This window comes from Streptomyces sp. NPDC087787, assembly GCF_044743035.1.
GTDB lineage: Bacteria > Actinomycetota > Actinomycetes > Streptomycetales > Streptomycetaceae > Streptomyces.
In genome coordinates, this window is record NZ_JBIUVQ010000014.1 from 30,802 (window position 1) to 49,209 (window position 18,408).

An 18,408-nucleotide genomic window follows, 5' to 3' on the forward strand; every position below is an offset into this window, starting at 1 on the left:
GTACACCGCAGGTCAGGGCTTTCACAGCACTGGTGGGACAGCGATACTGCTGCGATGACGACCGACTCCGACGAGCCGACCCTCACGATCGACGAGCTGGCCGCGCGGGCCGGCGTCACGGTGCGCACGGTCCGCTTCTACAGCGGCCGGGGCCTGCTGCCGCCGCCGGTGCTCGGCCCGCGCCGCGTGGGCCGCTACGGCCAGGAGCACCTGGCACGGCTGGCGCTGATCGAGGAGATGCAGCTGCGGGGCATGACGCTCGCCGCGATCGAGCGCCATCTGCGGCAGCTTCCGCCGGACCTCAGCCCGCACGACCTCGCCATCCACCGCGCGGTGGTCGCGTCCTGGGCACCGGACACCGTGGAGTCGCTGTCCCGGCGGGAGCTGGAGCGCCGGGCCGGCCGGGCGCTCGGCGAGGAGGACGTCCGGCGGCTGGCCGCGATGAACGTCGTCGAGGCCGACGGGGACTGCTTCCGCGTCGACTCCGGTCTGCTGCGGCTCGGCGTGGAGCTCCTCGACGTGCCGCTGTCCCAGGAGACGATCCTCGCCGCCCGCACGGTGCTGACCGAGCACGCGCGTACGGCCGCCCACGAGCTGTCGAAGCTGCTGCGCGACGCCGTCGCCGAGCGCGACACCCGGGACGTGAGGTCCCTGTCCGCCCTGATGCACCCCCTGGTGGTGCAGGCCCTGCTCACCACCTTCCAGCGCTCGCTGAAGGAGGAGCTGCGGGAGTGGCTGGCCGCGGCCGGACGGGAGGGCCCCCGGGGGGCGGATCCCCGGGGGACGCAGGAGCCGCCGTCCGGCTGAACGGCTTCTAGTGCTGCGACCGGAAAGGTTCACCGGCTCGCGACGCCCGGCACGGCACCTCGCCGCGTTGTCGCATCACCCAAGTACATCCAGTACGCGGGCGATGCTCCGCCTTGCGATGCACCGCACCGGACGCCGCGAGCTTTCCGGCAAACCTTCCCGGCCACAGCACTAGCGCGCGTCGGTGAAGGTCTCCCCCCTCTCCGCCTTCGCCACCAGCAGCGCCGGCGGGGTGAACCGCTCGCCGTAGCGCCAGGCGAGTTCCCGCGCGCGTGCCACGAAGCCGGGCAGACCTCCCTCGTAGCCGTTGATGTACTGCAGCACCCCGCCGGTCCAGCCCGGGAAGCCGATGCCGAGCACCGAGCCGATGTTGGCGTCGGCGACGGAGGTCAGGACGCCCTCCTCCAGGAGCCTGACGGTGTCGAGCGCCTCGGCGAAGAGCATGCGCTCCTGCATGTCCCGGAACGGGATCTCGTATCCGGGCTTCGAGAAGTGTTCGCGCAGCCCCGGCCAGATGCCGGTGCGGGAGCCGTCCTCCGCGTAGTCGTAGAAGCCGGCGCTGCCGCCGCGGCCCGTGCGGCCGAACTCGTCGACCATCCGGTCGACGACCGCGTCCGCGGGGTGCGGGGTCCAGGTGCCGCCCGCCTCCTCCACCGCCCGCCGCGACTCGGCCCGGATCCTCCGGGGCAGGGTGAGGGTCAGCTCGTCCATCAGGGACAGCACCTTGGCCGGGTAGCCCGCCTGGGCCGCCGCCTGCTCGACCGACGCGGGCTCGATGCCCTCGCCGACCATGGCCACGCCCTCGTTGATGAACTGGCCGATGACCCGGGAGGTGAAGAAGCCGCGCGAGTCGTTGACGACGATCGGGGTCTTGTTGATCTGCCGGACCAGGTCGAAGGCGCGGGCCAGTGCCTCGTCGCCGGTGCGCTCACCCCTGATGATCTCGACCAGGGGCATCTTGTCCACGGGTGAGAAGAAGTGCAGCCCGATGAAGTCGGCCTGGCGCTCCACGCCTTCGGCGAGCAGGGTGATCGGCAGGGTGGAGGTGTTGGAGCACAGCAGCGCGTCCGGCGCGACGACCTGCTCGACCTCCTGGAACACCTTGTGCTTGAGCGCCGGGTCCTCGAAGACGGCCTCGATCACCGCGTCGCAGCCCGCGAGGTCGGCCACCTCCGCGGTGGGCGTGATCCGGGCGAGCACCGCGTCCGCCTTCTCCTGGCTGGTACGGCCCTTGGCGACGGCCTTGGCGCACAGCTTCTCGGAGTAGCCCCTGCCCTTGGCGGCGGCCTCCGCGGACACGTCCTTCAGGACGACCTCGATGCCCGCGCGGGCGCAGGCGTAGGCGATGCCCGCGCCCATCGCCCCGGCCCCGAGGACGGCCACCTTGCGCACCTGGCGGGGTTCGACGCCCTGGGGCCGGCCGGCGCCGGAGTTGACGGCCTGGAGGTCGAAGAAGAAGGCCTGGATCATGTTCTTCGAGGTCTGCCCCGCGGCCAGTTCCACGAAGTAGCGGGCCTCGATGACCTGGGCGGTCTCGAAGTCGACCTGGGCGCCCTCGACGGCGGCGGCCAGGATGTTGCGCGGAGCCGGGTAGGGGGCGCCGTTCGTCTGCTTGCGCAGACTGGCCGGGAAGGCGGGCAGGTTGGCGGCGAACTTCGGGTTCGCCGGGGTGCCGCCGGGGATGCGGTGTCCGGGCTTGTCCCACGGCTGCCCCGACTCGGGGTTGGCGTCGATGAAGGCGCGCGCCTTCGCCAGCAACTCCTCCTGGGAAGTGGCCACTTCGTCGACGAGCCCGTTCTCCTGGGCGCGCCGCGCGTTGTACTGGGTGCCCTGGAGCAGCACCTTGAGCAGGGCGTCGGTGATGCCCAGCAGCCGTACGCTGCGGACGACACCGCCGCCGCCGGGGAGCAGGCCGAGGGTCACCTCGGGGCAGCCGATCTTCATGCCGGGGGTGTCGAGCGCGATCCGGTGGTGGCAGGCCAGGGCGAGTTCATAACCGCCGCCCAGGGCCGCGCCGTTGATGGCGGCGACGACCGGCTTGCCCAGGGTCTCGATGCGGCGCAGGTTCCGCTTGAGCGCGAGGCCGCCGTCGAACAGGTCCTGTGCGGTGTCCGGGGTGACCCGGATCAGGTCGCGCAGGTCTCCGCCCGCGAAGAAGGTCTTCTTCGCGGAGGTGAGGATGATGCCGCGGACGGATTCCCGCTCCGCCTCCAGCCGGTCGGCGACGGCGGCGAGGGAGTCGCGGAACGCCTGGTTCATGGTGTTCGCGGACTGGTTCGGGTCGTCGAGGACGAGGGTGACGACGCCGGTGTCGTCCTGCTCCCAGCGGATGGTGGTGCTCTCGGTCATGTCGTGGTCTCCGTTGAGGTCCGGGTTCTGAGGTCGCCGCTGGGGGCGGGTCAGACGCGCTCGAGGATGGTGGCGATGCCCATGCCGCCGCCGACGCAGAGGGTCGCGAGGCCGTAGCGCTTGTCCTGGCGCTCCAGTTCGTCCACGAGGGTGCCGAGGATCATCGCGCCGGTGGCGCCGAGCGGGTGGCCAAGGGCGATGGCGCCGCCGTTGACGTTGACCTTGTCCAGGGACAGGCCCATGTCCTTCACGAAGCGCAGCACGACCGCCGCGAACGCCTCGTTGATCTCGACGAGGTCGATGTCGTCGATGGTCAGGCCGGCCCTGGCGAGCGCCTTGCGGGTGGCGGGGGCGGGCCCGGTGAGCATGATGGTGGGCTCGGAGCCGGAGACGGCGGCGGAGACGATCCGCGCGCGGGGGGTGAGTCCGTACCGCTCGCCGATTTCGCGGGAGCCGATCGCGACGAGCGAGGCGCCGTCGACGATGCCCGAGGAGTTGCCCGCGTGGTGGACGTGGTCGATCTTCTCCACCCAGTGGTACTTCTGCAGGGCGACGGCGTCGAAGCCGCCCAGGTCGCCGATGTCCGCGAAGGACGGCTTGAGCGCCGCCAGCGAGTCGGCGGTGGTGCCGGGGCGGGGGTGCTCGTCGTGGTCGAGGACGACGAGCCCGTTGCGGTCCCTGACCGGGACGACGGAGCGGTCGAAGCGGCCCTCCTTCCAGGCGGTGACCGCGCGCTCCTGGGACAGGGCCGCGTACTCGTCGACGTCCCGCCGGGAGAAGCCCTCGATGGTGGCGATCAGGTCGGCGCCGATGCCCTGGGGCACGAAGTTGACGGCGAGGTTGGTCATCGGGTCGTTGAACCAGGCGCCCCCGTCGGAGGCCATCGGCACCCGGGACATCGACTCGACGCCGCCCGCGAGGACCAGGTCCTCCCAGCCGGAGCGCACCTTGGCGGCGGCCAGGTTGACGGCTTCGAGGCCGGAGGCGCAGAAGCGGTTCTCCTGCACACCGGCCACCGTGTCCGGCAGTCCCGCGGCGATGGCGGCGATCCGGGCGATGTCGGAGCCCTGGTCGCCGATGGGGCCGACGACGCCGAGCACGATGTCGTCGACGGCGGCCGGGTCGAGTCCGGGGAAGCGGTCGCGGATCTCGTGGATGAGGCCGACGACCAGGTCGATGGGCTTCGTGCCGTGCAGCGCGCCGTTGGCCTTGCCGCGCCCGCGCGGGGTGCGGATCGCGTCGTACACGTACGCTTCGGTGCTCACTGACAAGCCTTTCGACGAGGGTGGTGTCCGGGGGGCCGGGGCGGGTGGTGGGGCCGGGGGGCGGGTCGCGGTCGTGGGTCCGTCAGGAGCCGGCCTCCCCGGCTCCGTTCTTCCCTTCGGTTCCGTCCTCCGGGTGGGCGGGCAGGTCCCAGTCGCGGGCCACGGCCGCCGCGCCCTCGCCGGGCCGGGCGGGGGCGGTGCGCACGGCGGTGGGCGTGGCGGAGAAGCGGGGCGCGGGGGCGGGCTGGATGACGCCGGCGTGCTCCGTGAAGGTGCCGCGGGCGGCGAGGTGCGGGTGGCGCGGGGCCTCGCCCAGCGACAGCACGGGGGCCACGCAGGCGTCGGAGCCCTCGAAGACCTCGGTCCACTCCCGCTGGGTGCGGGACTTGAAGCGGGCGGCGACCGCCTCGCGCAGTTCCCCCCAGCGGGTGCGGTCGGTACGGGCCCCGGCGTGCTCGTCCAGGCCGAGCAGTCCGGCGAACTCGTCGTAGAACCGCTGCTCCAGGGCCCCGACCGCCATGTACCGGCCGTCCGCGGTCTCGTAGGTGCCGTAGTACGGGCAGCCGCCGTCCAGGAGGTTGGCTCCGCGGCGGTCCTGCCAGACCCCGGCGGCGAGCATGCCGTGGATCATCGCGGAGAGGTGGGCGGTGCCGTCGACGATCGCGGCGTCCACGACCTGGCCGGTGCCGGTCGCGCGCGCGTGGTGCAGGGCGGCGAGGACGCCGACCGCGAGGTAGAGGGAGCCGCCCGCGTAGTCGCCGAGGAGGTTCGCGGGGACGGCGGGGGGCGTGTCCGGTTCGCCGATCATGCCGAGGGTGCCGGTCACGGCGATGTAGGCGATGTCGTGTCCCGCGCGCGGGGCGAGCGGTCCGTCCTGGCCCCATCCGGTCATACGGGCGTAGACCAGCCGCGGGTTGCGGGCGTGGCAGGCCTCGGGGCCCACGCCCAGGCGCTCGGCGACGCCGGGGCGGTAACCCTCGACGAGGACGTCGGCGCGGGCGGCGAGATCGAGGACGCGGGCGGGGCCGTCCGGCGACTTCAGGTCGACGACCACCGAGCGCTTGTTGCGGTTGGTGAGGTCGTGGGCGGGGTCGATGCCGAGTCCGGCGCCGCCGGGGCGGTCCACCCGTACGACGTCGGCGCCCAGGTCGGCCAGCAGCATCGCGGCGAACGGGCCGGGGCCGATGCCGGCCAGCTCCACCACCCGCACGCCGGTCAGCGGGCCGTGCCGCCCCGCCGCCTCTGCCGTTGCCATCAGGCCCCCTCACTGTGACACAACCGATGTAACACCGATGATGCTAAGAACGGGTTCCAGCGGATACAAGCCCTCGGCGAGCAAGCGCTTAGCCAAGGCGTACGGAAGACGTACCCGCCGGCCCCGTGGCCGTACCCGGTGGCTTCGTGGCCGTACCCGCGCCGCCGGACGGTCGCCACAGGGCCCTCGCCGCCGTGGACCGCACTCCTCACGCTAGCCTCGGCCACCGACAGCGGCGCGGGCTGCGAGAGCGAGGAGTGTCATGAGCAGGCTGAGGAACTCCGACCGTCCGTACGACATCGTCCTCTTCGGGGCCACCGGCTTCGTGGGGGCGCTCACCGCGGAGTACCTCGCGGCACACGCCCCCGAGGGGCTGCGCTGGGCGATCGCCGGGCGCAGCGGGGAACGGCTGCGGGAACTGCGTGAGCGGCTGCCCTCGGGTGCGTCCGTCGGAGTGCTGCGCGCGGACGTGGCCGACCCGGACTCCCTGCGCGACCTCGCCCGGCACGCGCGCGTGCTGGCCACCACCGTGGGCCCGTACACGGCCGTGGGCGAGGAACTCGTCGCCGCCTGCGCCGACAGCGGCACGGACTACCTGGACCTGTGCGGCGAGCCCGAGTTCGTGGACCTGGTGTACGTACGGCACGACGCACGCGCGCGCGAGACCGGGGCGCGCCTGGTGCACGCCTGCGGCTTCGACTCCGTCCCGGCCGACCTGGGCGTGTACTTCACCGTGCGGGAGCTGCCGGAGGGCGTACCGCTGACCGTGGACGGATTCGTCCGGGTGGACGCCACTTTCTCGGGCGGGACCCTCGCGTCGGCGCTCAGCCAGTTCGCGCGGCCCCTGCGGGTGCGGGCCGCCGCGCGGGACCGGGCGCGGCACGAGCCGCGGCTGCTGGGCCGGCGGGCGGTCACGCCGACGGGCGCGCCGCGGTTCGCCGGGGAGGTTGGCGCGTGGGCGGTGCCGCTGCCGGTCATCGACTCGCAGATCGTGCGGCGCTCGGCGCGCGTGCTGGAACGTTACGGCCCGGACTTCCGCTACCGCCACTACGCGGCCGTACGGCATCTGCCGGTCGCCTTGGGCGGTGCCGCCGCCCTCGGCGCGGTCATGGCAGCCGCGCAACTGCCGCCCGCCCGGCGCTGGTTGTCCGGGCGGCTGCAGCCCGGTACGGGACCGGGCGAGGAACGGCGGGCCAGGAGCTGGTTCTCGCTGCGGTTCGTGGGCGAGGGCGGCGGACGGCAGGTGTTCACCGAGGTCGCGGGCGGCGACCCCGGGTACGGCGAGACGGCGAAGATGTTCGCCGAGTCGGCGCTCGCCCTGGCCCTGGACGACCTCCCGCCGACGGCGGGCCAGGTCACCACGGCGACGGCCATGGGTGACGCCCTCATCGACCGCCTGCGCCGCGCGGGCCTCACCTTCCGGATCGCGGCGAGCCGCTGAGCCCGGCCGCCCCGGCCTCGCGCAGGGCGCGGCGGCACAGTGCGTCGGCGCCGCGGGTCGTCTCCGGGAGGCGGTGGGCCGGGGTGAGGGCGAGGGTGTGCGCGCAGGCGTTGTCCAGGCTCGTCCGGTGGCCGACGGAGACGAAGACCGGCTTGACGCCGTCCCTGGTGCGCAGGGCCCGGCCGACCTCGTCCCGGCCGGCGAGCAGCGGGGAGGTGCTGCCGCGCGGGGTGTCCGGATCCTCGTGGGTGAAGGTGAACGGGTTCTTGGCGACGCCGATCGTCGGCAGTCCGGTCAGCACGCCGAGGTGGCTCGCCAGGCCGAAGCGCCGGGGGTGGGCGAGGCCGTAACCGTCGCAGACGACCAAGCCGGGCGGGCAGGGCAGGGCGTCCAGCGCGGCGAGCACGGTGGGGATCTCACGGAAGGCCAGCAGCCCGGGCACGTACGGGAAGGAGACGCGCCCGACGGCGGTGGTCTCGGCGACGACGCGCAGGGTGGCCGCGTCCAGGACGACGGCCGCCGCCGCGACGAGGTCCCGCTCGTCGTCGTAGGCGACGTCGACCCCCGTGACGTGGCCCGTCCCGGGCGGCGGTCCCGGCTCGTCCCGCACCACTCGTCCGCGCAACTCGTCCTGGACGGCGCGGGCCTGCCCCTCGGTGGCGGGCCAGCCCGCCGGAATGCGTACGGTCGTCGTCATGACGGCCGAGCGTACGGCCCCGCGGGCGCCGCACGGCCGGGCGGGCCCGCGTCCTGTCCGGAGGCGGGCCCGCCGGGCTGTGTGCGGGGGGGGTCAGCCTTTGTCCAGGGCCTGCCGCAACTGCTGCTTGTTCATGTCCGAGCGGCCGTGGATGTTGCGCCGCTTGGCCTCCTCGTAGAGCTGGTCGTAGGTGGGCCCCTCGGAGCCCCGGCCCGAGCGCTGCCCGCCCCGCCTGCCGGAGGACATGTCCTGGGTGGAGGTGCGACTGGCGGTCTTCGACTCGCCGGTGCGGGCGCGCTCCTTGTTCACCGTGCGCGCGGCGATCTCCTTCGCGCGTTCGGTGCTCTCCCCCCGGTCCTGCGCGCTCTCCTTGATGTGCTCGTACTGGCGCTCGCGCTTGGAACTGGAACCGCGTGGCATGCCGTTCACTTCCTCTCTGTGCAAGGAACGGATACCCGCAATTCTGGATCGATTCGCCATATCGGGCGATCTCCAGTCCTCCAGTCGAGCGACACGCGAGTCGTGTCGCTTGCGCGCATGAAGGCGGTGACGGAGGTCACTCGCCCCTCGTGTGCACGGATCGGCGGCTTCCGTCGTCTCTTCCAGTGCCCGGCCTCATCCGACCGGAGGTTCGTCCAGCCGTCACAAGGGAGCAAGGCCTTGTCCACCGACATCGAGCAGTTCGTGGAGGCGCGCCTGGTCTCCGCCACGCCACGGATGCACAGCATTCCGGCCACGCTGCACTATGACCGGCGCGACCCGTTCGCCGTCCGTATGACCTTCCCGGCCCCGGCCACCCTCGAAGGCGTGGAGGTCTGCTGGATCTTCGCCCGTGAGCTGCTGGCGGCAGGTCTGCGGGAGCCCGAGGGCGACGGCGACGTACGGGTTCGCCCGTACGGCTACGACCGTACGGTCCTGGAGTTCCACGCCCCCGAGGGCACGGCCGTGGTGCACATCCGCAGCGGTGAGATACGGCGCTTCCTGGAATCCACGAGCGAACTGGTGCCGCTGGGCCTGGAACACCTCCAGCTCGACCTGGACCACGACCTGGCGGAACTGATGCGCGACGCCTGCTGACGGCTCCCGTCCGCCCCGCGGGCGCGCCGGCCCGCGCCCGGTCGCGTTCAGCCGGCCGCCGTGGCGGCGGCCGTGGCCGCCACGATCACCGCCGCGTTCACCTCGCGTACCACCCGGCGCAGCGCCGGGGCCGCGGCTCCGCTGCGGTCGGTCAGCTCGTCGATGCGTGCCTTGTGGCGCCTGCGGTCCTTGGCGGGTACCAGGGTGCGCAGTTCGGCGGCGGCCGCGAGGGCGACGACGGCCGCGTCGCGCTCGGGGACCTCCGCGGCCGGCGACGGGCCCTCCAGCACCCGGCGTGCCCCCTCCCGCAGCGCGTCGACGGCGGCGACGCGCTCCAAGGCGTAGTCCACGGACGGGAGGACACCGAGGACCCGGCGCCGCTCGGCGCTCAGGAACCCCTCGGCGGCCAGCTGCTCCCGTACGGCGTCGAGGGTGGTCCGTGCGTGCAGCGTCACCCAGGTCCTCCAGCGGCGGGGCCGGGACTCCTGGACGAGTTCGAGCAGCCCGTCGAGCACGGGGTCACCGGTGCTCGCGTCCAGTCCGACGGGGACGGCGATGCCGTCGTCGTCGACGAGCAGCCCGCGCTGGGCCAGCTCGGTGAGGGCGCCGGCCCGGACCAGGAGGTGCAGCTGAGCGGTGCCGGTGATCTTCAGCCGTCCGGTGTCCCAGGCCAGCAGGTAGAGCCGGGCGGGCAGCGAGAGCGAACCGTCGGGCACGGGTGCCTCCTTCCGGGAGGGCTCGGGCCACCCGTTATTCCGTTGACAGGTGTCCCGGCCCCTCCTACCTTTTGCAACGGTTCTGTTGCCGTCGATTGGAGAGGGACGTTGCTCGTCTGAGGTCCTGAGACACCGCGTCACACCGGTCAGGTGTGTACGTGGCGTGCGACCTCGGCGTCCGAGCCGTCCCGAAGGAATTCCGGCCCAGGGCTCTTCTCCTGCCCCGTGGCTCCCCTCCTACACGGTGACCTCGCCCCGCGGTGTCTCACACGCGTCCGACACTGACCGCACCCAGCCACCGCGAGGCGCCCATGTCCGCATCCATCACCTGCACCTCCCTTTCCTTCGCCTGGCCCGACGGCAGCCCCGTCCTGCCCGGCCTCGACCTCGCCTTCGGTCCCGGCAGGACCGGCCTGGTCGGCGTCAACGGCTCGGGGAAGTCGACCCTGCTGAAACTGATCGCCGGCGAACTCGGGCCGACCGGCGGTTCCGTCCACGTCACCGGCGAGGTCGGACACCTCCCGCAGAACGTCACGCTCGACACCGCGCTGCGGGTCGACGAGGCGCTCGGCATCGCCGCGCGGCGGGCCGCGCTGCACGCCATCGAGGCCGGTGACGTCGCCGAGGAGCACTTCGAGACGGTCGGCGACGACTGGGACGTGGAGGAACGCGCCCTGGCCACCCTCGGCGAGCTCGGGCTCGGCCGCATCGGCCTGGACCGCACCGTCGGCGAGGTCTCGGGCGGCGAGTCGGTGCTGCTGCGGCTGGCCGCACTGCTGCTGCGCCGGCCGGACGTGCTGCTGCTCGACGAGCCGACCAACAACCTGGACCTGTACGCGCGCCGCCGGCTGTACGCGGCCGTCGAGTCCTGGCCGGGCGTGATGGTCGTGGTCAGCCACGACCGCGAGCTCCTTGAGCTCGTCGACCAGATCGCCGACCTCAGCTCCGGCCGGGTCACCTGGTACGGCGGGAACTTCTCGGCGTACGAGGAGGCCCTCGCCCTGGAGCAGGAGGCGGCCGAGCGCATGGTGCGCGTCGCCGAGGCCGACCTTCGCAGGCAGCGGCGCGAACTGGCCGACGCCCAGGTCAAACTGGCCCGGCGCAAGCGGTACGGCCAGAAGATGTGGGACCAGAAGCGCGAGCCGAAGATCGTCATGGGGGCCCGCAAGCGCGCGGCGCAGGAGTCCGCGGGCAAGCACCGCATCATGCACGAGGAGCGGCTCGCCGAGGCCAGGGAACGGCTGGACGAGGCGGTGGAGGCGGTGCGGGACGACGACGAGATCCGCGTCGAACTGCCGTGCACGGCCGTACCGCCGGGCCGGACCGTGCTCACCGTGCGGGATCTGGAACTGGCGTACGGCGCACGCGTGGGCGCGGGCTTCGACCTGCGCGGTCCGGAGCGGGTCGCGCTGATCGGGCGCAACGGGGCGGGCAAGACGACGCTGCTGCGCACCGTCGCCGGGGAGCTGCCGCCGCTGTCGGGCGAGGTGGCCGCGCACGTGCCGGTGCGGTTCCTGCCGCAGCGGCTGGACCTCCTCGACGACGAGCTGAGCGTCGCCGGGAACGTGGCCCGTCTCGCGCCGGGCGCCACCAACAACCGGATCCGGGCCCAGCTCGCGCGCTTCCTGTTCCGGGGCGCCCGCGCCGACCAGGTGGCGGCGACGCTGTCCGGCGGGGAACGCTTCCGGGCCGCGCTGGCCGCGCTGCTGCTGGCGGAGCCCGCGCCGCAGTTGCTCCTGCTCGACGAGCCGACCAACAACCTGGACATGGCGAGCGTGCGCCGGCTGACGACCGCCCTGGAGTCCTACGAGGGTGCCCTGATCGTGGCCAGTCACGACCTGCCGTTCCTGGAATCGATCGGCATCACCCGGTGGCTGCTGCTGGAGGAAGGAGAACTGAGGGAGACCACCAGGGAGTCCGTCACGGATCCCGATTGACGTCCGGTGGGCTTTTGTCCGGGCGGGCGCTTGGCGCATGATGGCGGCCCGGCGCGGTTTCGGCCGTGCCGGGAACCGCACGCACGCAGCCACGAAAGGCCCCTCGTGCCCAGCAAGAAGGCCCTCGTCCGCCGTCCCGGCCCGCGTCTCGCCGAAGGGCTGGTGACCCATGTCGAACGGCAGACGGTCGACGTCGGGCTCGCGGTGCGGCAGTGGGAGGCGTACGTCGAGGCGCTGCGCGAGCACGGCTGGGAGACGGTCGAGGTCGAGCCGGCCGACGACTGCCCCGACGCGGTGTTCGTGGAGGACACCGTCGTCGCGTACCGGAACGTCGCCCTGATCACCCGCCCGGGCGCCGAGACCCGGCGCGCCGAGACCGCCGGGGTGGAGCAGGCCGTGGCGCGTCTGGGCTGTTCGGTGAACTGGGTCTGGGAGCCGGGCACGCTGGACGGCGGGGACGTGCTGAAGGTCGGCGACACGGTCTACGCCGGCCGCGGCGGGCGCACCAACGCGACCGGTGTGCAGCAGTTGCGGGCCGTGTTCGAACCGCTCGGGGCGCGGGTCGTGACCGTACCGGTGAGCAAGGTGCTGCACCTGAAGTCGGCGGTGACGGCGCTGCCCGACGGGACGGTCGTCGGGTACGTCCCGAAAGTGGACACGCCGTCACTGTTCCCGCGTTTCCTGCCGGTACCGGAGGAGTCCGGCGCGCATGTGGTGCTGCTCGGCGGCGACCGGCTGCTGATGGCTGCGAGCGCGCCGAAGACGGCGGAACTCTTCGGCGATCTCGGCTTCGAGCCGGTCGCGGTGGACATCGGCGAGTTCGAGAAACTCGAAGGCTGTGTGACGTGCCTCTCGGTGCGGCTGCGGGAGTTGTACGTCTGAGGAGGTGGGCGGTGCCTGCGCCGGCCCCCCGGACCTGCGATGCTGGGTTGGTTCTGGGAACCCGTCAACTCCGGCGCGCACCCCTCTGATCAGCCACCTTTACAGCGAACTTAACCTACGGATTCGTAACCTACGGATTCGTAGCCTACGATCCCGTAGGTTCCCGTGCACCGCTCGCCGGGCCCGTTGCGTTCCGCCCTTGCCCGCCCCCGCTTCTTCACGCGTCCCCCTGGAGTTTCCGTGACCCTTACCTCTCCTCACCTCGGCAGCCCGTCCGCATGGACCGACGCGCGGCTGCTCTACGCGCTGGAGGAAGTGGTCGAGCAGGAGCTGAACCGGCATCTGAAGGTCGCCAAGGACTGGATGCCGCACGAGTACGTGCCCTGGAGCGACGGCCGCAACTTCCCCGGGCTCTTCGAGGACGGCGAGGCCTGGGACAAGGAGCAGTCCAAGGTCACGGAGGTCGGCCGGATCGCCCTGGTGGTCAACCTGCTGACCGAGGACAACCTCCCCAGCTATCACCACGAGATCGCCACCCTGTTCGGCCGGGACGGTGCCTGGGGCACCTGGGTGCACCGCTGGACGGCCGAGGAGGGCCGGCACGGCATCGTGATGCGCGACTACCTGCTCACCTCGCGCGCGGTGGACCCGGACAAGCTGGAGCAGTTCCGGATGGCGCACATGAGCGAGGGCTTCGAGTCCGACAACCGGCACTCGATGCTGCACTCGGTCGCGTACGTCGCCTTCCAGGAGCTCGCCACCCGCATCTCGCACCGCAACACCGGGCACCAGTCCGGCGATCCGGTCTGCGACCGCATGCTGTCGCGCATCGCGACGGACGAGAACCTGCACATGGTCTTCTACCGCAACCTGCTCAAGTCCGCGTTCGAGATCGCGCCCGACCTGACGATGCAGGCGGTGCGGGACGTGGTGGTCGACTTCCGCATGCCCGGCCACGGCATCCCCGGCTTCGAGCGGGCGGCGGCGCAGATGGCCATCGGCGGCGTCTACAACCTGCGCATCCACCACGACGACGTCCTCCAGCCTGTGCTCCGCTTCCTGAAGGTCCTGGAGATCGACGGGCTCGGCCCCGAGGGCCTGCAGGCGCAGGAGGAGCTGGGGATGTTCCTGGGCGGCCTGGACGCGGAGGCGGCGAAGTTCGACGAGCGGCTCGCCGCGCGGCGGGCCCGGATGGCGGCGCGGGCCGGCGCCTGATCAGCCGCCGGCGCACGGGGCGGCCCGTCCGGTCCGCCCGAGGGCCTGCCGTTCCTTCTCGGACAGTCCGCCCCAGACGCCGAAGCGCTCGTCGTTGGCGAGGGCGTACTCCAGGCAGGCCGGGCGCATCTCGCACATCCCGCAGATGCGTTTGGCCTCACGCACGGAACTGCCCGGCTCGGGAAAGAAGAAGTCGGCCCCGGTCTGCGCGCACAGGGCCAGGTCCTGCCAGGCGATGTCGTCCGGGGCGGTCGTCTCGAAGTGCATGCACGACATCGTGCCGACCGCCGCGAAACATCCGCTCAACGCCGGATCAACGCGGACACCCGTGCCCGCGCGACGTCCCGATGATGGCCGCACACCCGCCGCGAACGCACGACGGCGCGCGGAACACCCTGAGGGACGCCGAGACCGCCACCGGCCCCCTGGGCCCCGGCCGGGGCCCAGGGGGCCGGTGGCGTGGGGGGGGGTCGTGTTGCGGCGGCGGTTGTCAGTGGGGGGTGACAGACTCGGCAGTGCATGGATTCGGGCACCTTCGAAGGAGGGCAAGGATGCTCACCACCCGTTTCGTCAACGGCGCTCCGAACTGGATCGATGTCGGTGCGCCCGACATCGACGGCGCCCGCTCCTTCTACGGCGCTCTCTTCGGCTGGGAGTTCCAGTCGGCCGGCCCGCAGGCCGGCGGGTACGGGTTCTTCCAGCTCGGCGGGAGGACGGTGGCCGGCGGGATGCAGACCTCGCCGGAGCACGGGCCGCCCTCCTGGACCGTGTACTTCCAGAGCGCCGACGCGGCGGCGACCGCCAAGGCCGCCGAGGAGGCGCACGGCACCGTGCTGGTCCAGCCCATGGACGTGATGGGCGAGGGCCACATGGCGGTCCTCGCCGACAAGGCGGGCGTGCCGTTCGGCCTCTGGCAGCCGGGGCGGATCAAGGGCGTGGACGTGGCCGGCGAGGCGGGCTCGCTGTGCTGGGTCGAGCTGTACACGGCGGACATCGCCGCGGCGGCCGCGTTCTACAACAAGGTGCTGGGCCTGGAGACCTCCGGCGTGCCCTTCCCCGGCGGTACCTACACCTGCGTGAGCCCCGCCGAGGGCGGCGAGGACGCCATGTTCGGCGGCATCGTGGCCCTCTCGGACGACCCGACCGAGGCGAAGACGGGCGCGTACTGGCTGCCGTACTTCGAGGTCCCGGACACGGACGCGACGGTGGCCAGGGCCGAGGAGCTCGGCGGCACGATCCGGGTGCCGGCCACCGACGTCACGGGAGTCGGCCGCATCGCCAGGCTCGCCGATCCCTACGGCGCCCGCTTCGCGGTGATCAGGAGCGCCCCGTCCCAGACGTGAGGCCACCACTCCCGCGGCCTGGAGAAGGCTCTCACGCGGAGGCGCGCCGTACGAGTGTGGTCGGCAGGATGACACTGCGCGGCGCACCGGCCACCCCGGCCCCGGCACCGTGCCCGTCGAGGCCGCGCAGCAGGAGGCGGGCCATCAGCCGGCCCATCCCCTCTATGTCCTGACGCACGGTCGTCAGCGGCGGCTCGGTCTGCTCGGCCACGGGCAGCATGTCGTCGAAGCCGACCACGGCGACGTCGTCGGGGACCCGCAGCCCGCGCTCGCGCAGCACGCGCAGGGCACCGGAGGCGGTGAGGTCGTTGGCGGCGAACACCGCGTCCAGGTCCGGGCAGCGGTCGAGGAGTTCGCGCATGGCGCGTTCGCCGCCGGCCGGGGTGAAGTCGCTCTCCACGATCAGCCGCGGGTCGGCGTCGGCCATCACGTCCCGGAAGCCGTCGAGCCGGTCCGCCGCCGAGGTCTGGTCGAGGGCGCCCGTGATGTGCCCGATCCTGGTCCGGCCGAGGCCGGCCAGATGCCTTACGGCCTCCCGCGCCCCGCCCCGGTTGTCGCAGTCGACGTAGACGACCGCGGGGCTCCCGCCCTCCCGCGCGGAGTCCGCGGCGCCGGGGGCGGTGTCGTCGCTCCAGCCGGGCCGCCCGCCGAACACGGTCGGCACCCCGGCGCGCCGGATCAGCCCCGGCAGCGGGTCGTCGAGGTGCAGCGAGAACACGAGCGCGCCGTCCACGTGGCCGCCGGCGAGATAGCGCCCGACCCTGGCGTGGTCGTCCCGCCCCTCCGTCAGCAGCAGCACGAGCTGCGAGTCGTGGGCCGTCAGCTCCTTGCTGATCCCCCTCAGTTGCAGGGCGAAGAACGGGTCGGCGAAGACCCGGGTCTCCGGTTCGGCGATGACGACGGCGACTGCGTCGTGCCGCTTGGTCACCAGGCTGCGGGCGGCCTGGTTCGGCACGTACCCGAGTTCCTCCACGGCCCGCCGCACCCGCTCGGCCAGCGGCTCCCGCACCCCGTCCCCGCCGTTCACCACCCGGGACACGGTGGCCCGCGACACCCCCGCACGCGCGGCCACGGCCTCCAGCGTGGGACGCGACGCTGTCTCGGACACTTCTGGGCTCCTCACCGGCGGTTGCGGATCAGGATAACCGCGCACGGGCCCCGTCGTGAGAGCGCTCTCGTCCGGCCTCCCACCGGGGGTGCCGGCGGACTCAGCCGGCGGCCGGACCCTGCTTCCTCGCCCGGCTCGGCTGGACCCGTTTCGGCTCGCCGGGCATCTTCGGATACTCGGGCGGGTAGGGCAGATCACCGAGACCGTGGTCGCGTTCGTCCTGGGCGGCCAGTTCCAGCAGGGCCTCCAGGGAGAAGGCGTGGTCGTCCATGTCGGCGTGCACGTCGCCGACTTCGGCGAACCGGGCCGGCATGGTGGCCACGTCGAAGTCCTCGGGCCGGGCGACACCGACCTCCTCCCAGCGCAGGGGCGCCGAGACGGGGGCGTGGGGGCGGGGGCGCACGGAGTAGGCGGAGGCGATGGTGCGGTCGCGGGCCGTCTGGTTGTAGTCCAGGAAGATCCGGGCGCCGCGCTCCTCCTTCCACCACTTGATCGTCACGCGCTCGGGCATCCGGCGTTCCATCTCCCGGCCCACGGCGATCGCGGCGCGCCGCACCTGGGTGAAGGTCCAGCGCGGCTCGATCGGCACGAACACGTGCAGGCCGCGGCCGCCGGAGGTCTTCGGCCAGCCACGCAGGCCCCCGAACTCCTCAAGTACGGACCGCAGTTCGTGGGCGGCGCGCACGGCGTCGGTGAAGTCGGTGCCGGGCTGCGGGTCGAGGTCGATGCGCAGTTCGTCGGGGTGGTCGACATCCTCGCGGCGCACCGGCCAGGGGTGGAAGGTGAGCGTGCCGTACTGGGCGGCCCACACCACGGCGGCCTCCTCGGTGGGACACATCTCGTCGGCGCTGCGTCCGCTGGGGAAGGTGATGTGGGCGGTGGGAATCCATGAGGGCATCCCCTTGGGCGCCCGCTTCTGGAAGAACCACTCGCCGGTGATGCCGTCCGGGTAGCGCTCCAGGGTGGTGGGACGGTCGCGCAGGGCGCGCAGGATGCCGGGGGCGACGGACTGGTAGTACCGGGCGACGTCCAGCTTGGTGAATCCGGGCTCGGGAAAGAACACCTTGTCCGGGCTGGACAGCCGTACGGTCCGGCCGCCGACCTCCAGTTGCACCGCATCGCCCATGCGAGCCACGGTAGGGGCAGCGCGCGCGCCTCGCACACCGGGCGGGCATGCGCGCGGGCGCGCAGAATCTAGGCATGGACCTGCCGGTGATGCCGCCCGTGAAGCCGATGCTCGCCAAGTCGGTGGCGAGGATTCCGCCGGACATGCAGTACGAGGCGAAGTGGGACGGGTTCCGGGCGATCGTGTTCCGCGACGGCGCCGAGGTCGAGCTCGGCAGCCGCACCGGAAAACCGCTGACCAGGTACTTCCCCGAGCTGGTCGAGGCGCTCAAGGAGCGGCTGCCCGAGCGGTGCGTGCTTGACGGGGAGATCGTGATCGCGCGGGAGGGCCGGCTGGACTTCGACGCGCTGACCGAGCGGATCCACCCGGCGGACTCCCGGGTGCGGATGCTGGCCGAGCGGACCCCGTCCTCCTTCGTGGCCTTCGACCTGCTCGCCCTGGACGGCGAGTCCCTGCTGGACGTGCCGCTGTCCGACCGGCGCGCGCTGCTGGTACGGGCACTGGCGGAGACCACCGCCCCGGTGCACGTGGCACCCGCGACGACGGACATCGAGGTGGCCCGGCGCTGGTTCGAGCAGTACGAGGGCGCGGGCCTGGACGGTGTCGTCGCCAAGCCGCTGGGGCTGCGCTATCTCCAGGACGAGCGGGCCATGTTCAAGGTCAAGCACGAGCGCACGGCGGACGTGGTGGTCGCCGGGTTCCGTCACCACAGGAGCGGCCCGGTCGTCGGCTCGCTGCTGCTCGGCCTGTACGACGACCGGGGCACCCTCCAGCACGTCGGCGTGTGCGCCGCGTTCCCGATGAAGCGGCGCGCCGAGCTGATCGAGGAACTGGAGCCGCTGCGGATGGACGACGTGGCGGGGCACCCGTGGGCGGCCTGGTCGGACGAGGCGGCCCACGAGTCGGCCCGGCTGCCGGGCGCGCCCAGCCGCTGGTCGGGGAAGAAGGACCTGTCGTGGGTGCCGTTGCGGCCGGAGCGGGTGGCCGAGGTGGCCTACGACCACATGGAGAACGGGGCGCGGTTCCGGCACACGGCCCGCTTCCGCCGCTGGCGTCCGGACCGCGCGCCAAAGAGCTGCACCTACGCCCAGTTGGAGGAGCCGGTCCGCTACGACCTGGCGGAGGTCTTCGGCTCCCGCGCCTGAGCCGGTGCGCGTGTGGGGCGGCGGCGGTCCGGGAGCGCGCCGCGG

General features: G+C 72.8%; 17 protein-coding genes. 8 read left to right on the top strand and 9 right to left on the bottom strand.

Annotated elements, in window-relative coordinates; genetic code table 11:
* Positions 1-54: 54 nt before the first annotated feature.
* Entirely contained in the window at positions 55-807 is a 753-nt protein-coding gene (locus ACIOWN_RS22270) for a MerR family transcriptional regulator (RefSeq protein WP_362351416.1), read from the top strand.
* A 171-nt stretch (positions 808-978) separates the two neighbouring features.
* Here ACIOWN_RS22270 and ACIOWN_RS22275 read toward each other — a convergent pair whose 3' ends face one another.
* The 3 genes from ACIOWN_RS22275 to ACIOWN_RS22285 all read right to left on the bottom strand — a co-directional run bounded on the left by ACIOWN_RS22275 (position 979) and on the right by ACIOWN_RS22285 (position 5,676).
* Positions 979-3,156, bottom strand: coding sequence for a 3-hydroxyacyl-CoA dehydrogenase NAD-binding domain-containing protein (locus ACIOWN_RS22275; protein ID WP_401983171.1), 2,178 nt, complete (start codon positions 3,154-3,156; stop codon positions 979-981).
* A 50-nt stretch (positions 3,157-3,206) separates the two neighbouring features.
* Positions 3,207-4,421 carry an acetyl-CoA C-acetyltransferase gene (locus tag ACIOWN_RS22280; protein WP_401983172.1) on the bottom strand — a complete coding sequence of 405 codons (1,215 nt, stop codon included), beginning with the start codon at positions 4,419-4,421 and terminating at the stop codon, positions 3,207-3,209.
* An 82-nt stretch (positions 4,422-4,503) separates the two neighbouring features.
* Entirely contained in the window at positions 4,504-5,676 is a 1,173-nt protein-coding gene (locus ACIOWN_RS22285) for a CaiB/BaiF CoA transferase family protein (RefSeq protein WP_401983173.1), read from the bottom strand.
* 262 nt (positions 5,677-5,938) lie between these two features.
* Here ACIOWN_RS22285 and ACIOWN_RS22290 point away from each other — a divergent pair, with 262 nt between their 5' ends.
* Positions 5,939-7,117 (top strand): saccharopine dehydrogenase NADP-binding domain-containing protein, encoded by a 1,179-nt coding sequence (locus ACIOWN_RS22290; RefSeq protein ID WP_362351407.1) that lies wholly within the window; start codon positions 5,939-5,941, stop codon positions 7,115-7,117.
* Here the strand turns inward: ACIOWN_RS22290 and ACIOWN_RS22295 are convergent.
* The gene (locus tag ACIOWN_RS22295) at positions 7,089-7,814 is read right to left on the bottom strand and encodes an endonuclease V (protein WP_362351404.1); all 726 of its coding nucleotides are present in this window, start codon (positions 7,812-7,814) and stop codon (positions 7,089-7,091) included. The genes ACIOWN_RS22290 and ACIOWN_RS22295 overlap by 29 nt on opposite strands.
* Positions 7,815-7,907: 93 nt before the next feature.
* Positions 7,908-8,234, bottom strand: coding sequence for a plasmid stabilization protein (locus tag ACIOWN_RS22300; protein WP_362351402.1), 327 nt, complete (start codon positions 8,232-8,234; stop codon positions 7,908-7,910).
* A gap of 240 nt (positions 8,235-8,474) precedes the next feature.
* On the opposite strand from ACIOWN_RS22300, the gene ACIOWN_RS22305 reads away from it, so the two are divergent.
* The gene (locus tag ACIOWN_RS22305) at positions 8,475-8,891 is read left to right on the top strand and encodes an SsgA family sporulation/cell division regulator (protein WP_362351399.1); all 417 of its coding nucleotides are present in this window, start codon (positions 8,475-8,477) and stop codon (positions 8,889-8,891) included.
* Between the two features lie 47 nt (positions 8,892-8,938).
* On the opposite strand, the gene ACIOWN_RS22310 is transcribed toward ACIOWN_RS22305, so the two are convergent.
* Positions 8,939-9,607 (bottom strand): GPP34 family phosphoprotein, encoded by a 669-nt coding sequence (locus ACIOWN_RS22310; RefSeq protein ID WP_362351396.1) that lies wholly within the window; start codon positions 9,605-9,607, stop codon positions 8,939-8,941.
* 311 nt (positions 9,608-9,918) lie between these two features.
* Between ACIOWN_RS22310 and ACIOWN_RS22315 the strand changes: the two genes are divergently transcribed.
* The 3 genes from ACIOWN_RS22315 to ACIOWN_RS22325 all read left to right on the top strand — a co-directional run bounded on the left by ACIOWN_RS22315 (position 9,919) and on the right by ACIOWN_RS22325 (position 13,641).
* Positions 9,919-11,544, top strand: a complete 1,626-nt coding sequence (locus ACIOWN_RS22315) for an ABC-F family ATP-binding cassette domain-containing protein (protein WP_362351393.1) — start codon at positions 9,919-9,921, stop codon at positions 11,542-11,544.
* A gap of 105 nt (positions 11,545-11,649) precedes the next feature.
* The gene (gene ddaH / locus ACIOWN_RS22320; RefSeq protein ID WP_401983174.1) at positions 11,650-12,426 is read left to right on the top strand and encodes a dimethylargininase; all 777 of its coding nucleotides are present in this window, start codon (positions 11,650-11,652) and stop codon (positions 12,424-12,426) included.
* 240 nt (positions 12,427-12,666) lie between these two features.
* On the top strand, positions 12,667-13,641 hold the full coding sequence (locus tag ACIOWN_RS22325) for an acyl-ACP desaturase (protein WP_362351387.1): 975 nt from the start codon (positions 12,667-12,669) through the stop codon (positions 13,639-13,641).
* Here ACIOWN_RS22325 and ACIOWN_RS22330 read toward each other — a convergent pair whose 3' ends face one another.
* A complete protein-coding gene (locus ACIOWN_RS22330; protein ID WP_326805197.1) occupies positions 13,642-13,908 on the bottom strand; it encodes a WhiB family transcriptional regulator in 267 nt (88 codons plus the stop codon).
* A gap of 284 nt (positions 13,909-14,192) precedes the next feature.
* Between ACIOWN_RS22330 and ACIOWN_RS22335 the strand changes: the two genes are divergently transcribed.
* Positions 14,193-14,984, top strand: coding sequence for a VOC family protein (locus ACIOWN_RS22335; RefSeq protein ID WP_362351383.1), 792 nt, complete (start codon positions 14,193-14,195; stop codon positions 14,982-14,984).
* Between the two features lie 31 nt (positions 14,985-15,015).
* Here the strand turns inward: ACIOWN_RS22335 and ACIOWN_RS22340 are convergent, their stop codons facing one another.
* The gene (locus ACIOWN_RS22340; RefSeq protein ID WP_362351380.1) at positions 15,016-16,092 is read right to left on the bottom strand and encodes a LacI family DNA-binding transcriptional regulator; all 1,077 of its coding nucleotides are present in this window, start codon (positions 16,090-16,092) and stop codon (positions 15,016-15,018) included.
* A 100-nt stretch (positions 16,093-16,192) separates the two neighbouring features.
* Positions 16,193-17,218: a non-homologous end-joining DNA ligase gene (ligD, locus tag ACIOWN_RS22345; protein ID WP_401983175.1), complete on the bottom strand. Its 1,026-nt coding sequence runs from the start codon at positions 17,216-17,218 to the stop codon at positions 16,193-16,195.
* Between the two features lie 74 nt (positions 17,219-17,292).
* Between ligD and ACIOWN_RS22350 the strand changes: the two genes are divergently transcribed.
* A complete protein-coding gene (locus tag ACIOWN_RS22350; protein WP_362351374.1) occupies positions 17,293-18,363 on the top strand; it encodes an ATP-dependent DNA ligase in 1,071 nt (356 codons plus the stop codon).
* The last annotated feature ends 45 nt before the right edge of the window (positions 18,364-18,408 follow it).